Source organism: Caulobacter sp. B11, from assembly GCF_002737765.1.
Taxonomy (GTDB): domain Bacteria; phylum Pseudomonadota; class Alphaproteobacteria; order Caulobacterales; family Caulobacteraceae; genus Caulobacter.
The window spans coordinates 1-3,752 of record NZ_PEGG01000154.1; the positions used below are offsets into that span (position 1 = coordinate 1).

General features: G+C 67.2%; 4 protein-coding genes and 2 pseudogenes. 1 reads left to right on the top strand and 5 read right to left on the bottom strand.

The window, feature by feature from the left end; genetic code table 11:
* Positions 1-4: 4 nt before the first annotated feature.
* Positions 5-508: pseudogene (locus CSW58_RS07530) on the top strand (superoxide dismutase family protein).
* A gap of 71 nt (positions 509-579) precedes the next feature.
* Here the strand turns inward: CSW58_RS07530 and CSW58_RS07535 are convergent.
* The 5 genes and pseudogenes from CSW58_RS07535 to CSW58_RS07555 form a co-directional block, all read right to left on the bottom strand.
* Positions 580-1,476 (bottom strand): DMT family transporter, encoded by an 897-nt coding sequence (locus CSW58_RS07535; protein WP_099446876.1) that lies wholly within the window; start codon positions 1,474-1,476, stop codon positions 580-582.
* A gap of 135 nt (positions 1,477-1,611) precedes the next feature.
* A complete protein-coding gene (gene ssb, locus CSW58_RS07540; RefSeq protein ID WP_099446877.1) occupies positions 1,612-2,124 on the bottom strand; it encodes a single-stranded DNA-binding protein in 513 nt (170 codons plus the stop codon).
* Positions 2,125-2,264: 140 nt separating this feature from the next.
* Complete coding sequence (locus CSW58_RS07545; RefSeq protein ID WP_099446878.1) at positions 2,265-2,651, bottom strand: hypothetical protein; 387 nt, start codon at positions 2,649-2,651, stop codon at positions 2,265-2,267.
* A 16-nt stretch (positions 2,652-2,667) separates the two neighbouring features.
* A complete protein-coding gene (locus CSW58_RS07550; protein ID WP_099446879.1) occupies positions 2,668-3,345 on the bottom strand; it encodes a hypothetical protein in 678 nt (225 codons plus the stop codon).
* A 58-nt stretch (positions 3,346-3,403) separates the two neighbouring features.
* A pseudogene (locus CSW58_RS07555) lies at positions 3,404-3,752 on the bottom strand (hypothetical protein); the annotation flags it as partial.

The following is a 3,752-nucleotide window of genomic DNA, read 5'->3' on the forward strand; positions in this document are numbered from 1 at the left end:
TTCCATCGCCGCCCTTGCCCTGTCCGCCGCCGCCGCCCAGGCCGCCGACGCTCCGACCGAGGCAAGGTCGAACTCAAGGCCGCTGATGGCAAGGTGATCGGCTCGGCCGCGCTCAAGGAAGCCCCGCATGGCGTGATCTTCCGGATCGAGACCAAGGGCCTGACGCCCGGCTGGCACGGCCTGCACTTTCACGAGAAGGGCGACTGCGGCAGCCCCGACTTCAAGTCGGCCGGCGGTCACGTCCACACCAGCGCCACCGTGGTTCACGGCCTGCTGAACAAGGACGGCAATGACAGCGGCGACCTGCCCAACCTCTATGTCGCGCCGACGGGACGGCCATGGCCGAGCTCTATTCGCCGATGGTCTCGCTCAGCGGGCCGGCGGCCGCCCTGCCCTGCTCGACCCCGACGGTTCGGCCATCGTCATCCATGCCAACCCCGACGACCACCAAAGCCAGCCGATCGGCGGCGCCGGGGCCCGCCTGGCCTGCGGGGTGGTGGTGAAGTAATTCAGGCACGGAGACGCCCGCTTCTGCCGAAAGGCGGGGCGGGTGTTTCACTTTGAGTGGGCGGCTGAGGGCTAGGTCGCCTCGCCCTCGGGCGGAATGACCTTCTTCTCGGTCAGGGCCACCAGCGCCACGCCCAGCATGGTGGCGCCCGCCCCGATGACCAACTGGCTGGTGACCACGTCGCCCATGAACAGTACCCCGATCGTGCACGAGACCAGCGGGGTCAGCAGGAAATAGGGCGTCACCTGCCCGGCCTCGCGCCGCTGGACCAGCCAGAACAGCAGGGCGCTGGCCCCGATGGTCGAGACCACCCCGGCGAAGGCCACGCAGCCCCAGACGTACCAAGGCGCGGTCAGGGTGCGGTGCAGGACATCGGTCTCGAAGGTGAAGGACATGGCCAGCATCACCGGCGCCGCGACCAGGGCGGTCATGCCCTGAACCTTCAGCGGCTTGACCCCAGGGGTCTGGCGCACCAGCACCGTGGCCAGGGCCCAGCAGGCGCAGGCGATGACAACCAGGCCTATGGCTTTCAGATCCGCCGCGCCATGCGGATCCAGGCTCATCCAGGCGACGCCCGCGAAGGCGATGACCAGGCCCAGAACGGCGGGAATCCGCATCGACTCGCCGAGCATGCGCCAGGCGAAGATCGCCGTGAACGGGATCCACAACTGGCTGGCCACGACCAGGGCGCTGAGCGACTTGCCCATGCCGAAGGCGATGTAGATCAGGGCGAAGTGGATCGGTCCCGACAGCAGAACGATGGCCAGCAACCGACGCGGCTGCGGAAACGGCGGCTTGATGAACGGAAACAGGAACATCAGCGCCAGGGCGAACCGCAGGGCCCCCACCATCATCGGCGGCAGGTGCGCGGTCGCCACCTTGGCGGCGGCGTTGTTGAGGCCCCAGGTCAGGATGATGGCCAGGATGGCCAAGCGTTCGAGACCGCTAAGAGGACCTTTTAAAGACATGGTTCGCTTGGACCAGACGACCGCCCCGGGGTCAATCAAGGCCGTACGCGCGACGGTGATCCTGGCGACCGGGAATCGAAAAGGGCGGCCCGCCGAAGCGAGCCGCCCTTCATCCAAGTCTGGGCCTGTTCGGCTCTAGAACGGGATTTCGTCGTCGAGGTCGGCCGAGAAGGTCTCGCGCGGGCCACTGGGCTGGCTGCGCGGCGCGCCGCCGCCGAAGTTGCCGCCGCCGCTGGAGCCGCCATAGCCGCTGTCATAGCCAGGATCGCCGCCGGCCGAGGCGCCGCCGCCGTCGCCGCGACCGCCGAGCATGGTCAGCTCACCGCGGAACTTCTGCAGCACGATCTCGGTGGAGTACTTCTCGACGCCGCTCTGGTCAGCCCATTTGCGGGTCTGGATCGCGCCCTCGATATAGATGGTCGAGCCCTTTTTCAGATAGCTCTCGGCCACCTTCACCAAGTTGTCGTTGAAGATCACCACCCGGTGCCATTCGGTCTTTTCCTTGCGCTCTCCGGTGGTCCGGTCGCGCCAGGTTTCCGAGGTGGCCAGACGCAGATTGGCGACCCGGTCGCCCGAGCTGAGGGTGCGGATCTCGGGGTCGGCCCCGAGGTTTCCGACCAGGATGACCTTGTTGACGCTGCCAGCCATGGCGAAGCCTTCGTTCTCGCCCGGCGACCCACGCGCCGGAATCTCGGCGGAGACGTTAACGGAATATTGACCGGTCGCGCAAGCTTTGTTCTGGCAATGTTCCTGTGGAGGAAGCGGTGTTATCCACCGCCGCCTTCGGCCTACTGCGCCGGCGGCATCGCCCCGGGCACCGCCAGGCGGCCGTCGCCGGTTCGCACCAGCGACATGAAGCGCGCGCCCTCATAGGTGTCGCCCAGATAGATGCCTTCCTTCTGGACGAAGATGAACTTGCCTTGATAGGCGCCGGTCAGTTCGCGCGAGGGGCTACCCAGGCGAACAAAGCGGACGCGCATGCCCTCCAAGGTGGCCGCGCACAGTTCCAGCGTATCGATATTGTTGGCGACCGGATTGAACTTCAGCGTTCCATCCTGGTTTTCGACCACGTGCATGCAGACGCCCTGCTCGAACGGCGCCTTGGTGGCTTTCTGGCAGCCGGTGAGGCAGGTCGCGGCCAGGACGGAAACAGCGGCGAGGGTCAGGACACGCATCGGAGGTCTTTCTGAGCTAGCCGGCGGCGGGGATCGAGCAACTCGATCCCTGCTCGATCACCGTATGGAATGAACGATTGTCGAACGAGGCCTCGACGCGGCCCGGGACGAGCCGCAGGGTTTCATCGCCCCAGCGACCATAGGTGGCGCCGCCCGGCTTTTCACACTTGCCGGCGAACAGTTGCTGGGCGCAGGCGTTGAGGGTGATCTCGCCCGGCAGCCTGCGCCATTCGGCGCCGGAATAGCGCCAGCAGGCGGCCAGGGGCGTGGTCGCGACCACGGTCGGGGCGGGCGACGTCACCGGCGGCGCGACGGGAACGATCGGGGCGGTCGCGGCGGGCGGGGGCAGCGGAGTCAGAACCATGCCGGCCTGGTCGGCGGCGGCCAGGGCTCCGGTTTCATCGACCCCGACATCGAGCGCGCCGGTGGCCACACCATTCTTCTGGGCGCACTCGGCCAGGGTGGTCTCGCCGACAAATTGCCCGCCCACGAAGCAGCGCAGGGGACGAGCCGGATCCAGCTTGGTGTCGTCGTCGCGACCGGTCTCGACAATCAAGCCCGCGCGCGAGGCCGGCGGGGCTTCGATCGGGGCCTTGGCGCCCTTCATCAGCAGCACGGCGATCACAATGCCCGCGAGCAGGGCCAGGGCGGCGCCGCCCGCCAGCAACACGCGGCGGTCTTTGAGAAGTTCCATGCACACTGGCTACGACGCGTCGATGACGCTTTCAAGCGTTCGTCGCGTGGCGGGGCGCTTAACCGCCGGTCAAACGGTTCAGGGCCGCCTGATAGTTCGAGATCTGGTTGGTCAGATAGGTCGGCACGGTCCCACCGGTCTTGCCGGACGACTTGGTGCTGTCCGAGGTCACGCCATTGGCGAGGTCCGACAGTTCGCGGTAGGCGCTGCGCACCGCCGACAGGGCCTTGGTGATCACCGAGGCCGTGTTCTTGCGGCCGACCTCGTCCAGCAGGCTCAGTTCGGCGTTCAGTTGCAGGCCATAGACGGGACCATTGCCGTCGGCTGAGACCATCTTGCCCTTGTCGGTCTTGGTCGCCCGAACGACCCCCTGCTCCAGGCCCAGGGATTCCAGCACGTCGTTGCCG

What these genes read in the sequence shown, in the direction of transcription:
- CSW58_RS07545 (WP_099446878.1), bottom strand. Translation starts at nt 2,651, where the DNA reads ATGCGTGTCCTGACCCTCGCCGCTGTTTCCGTCCTGGCCGCGACCTGC.
- ssb (WP_099446877.1), bottom strand. Translation starts at nt 2,124, where the DNA reads ATGGCTGGCAGCGTCAACAAGGTCATCCTGGTCGGAAACCTCGGGGCC.
- CSW58_RS07550 (WP_099446879.1), bottom strand. Translation starts at nt 3,345, where the DNA reads ATGGAACTTCTCAAAGACCGCCGCGTGTTGCTGGCGGGCGGCGCCGCC.
- CSW58_RS07535 (WP_099446876.1), bottom strand. Translation starts at nt 1,476, where the DNA reads ATGTCTTTAAAAGGTCCTCTTAGCGGTCTCGAACGCTTGGCCATCCTG.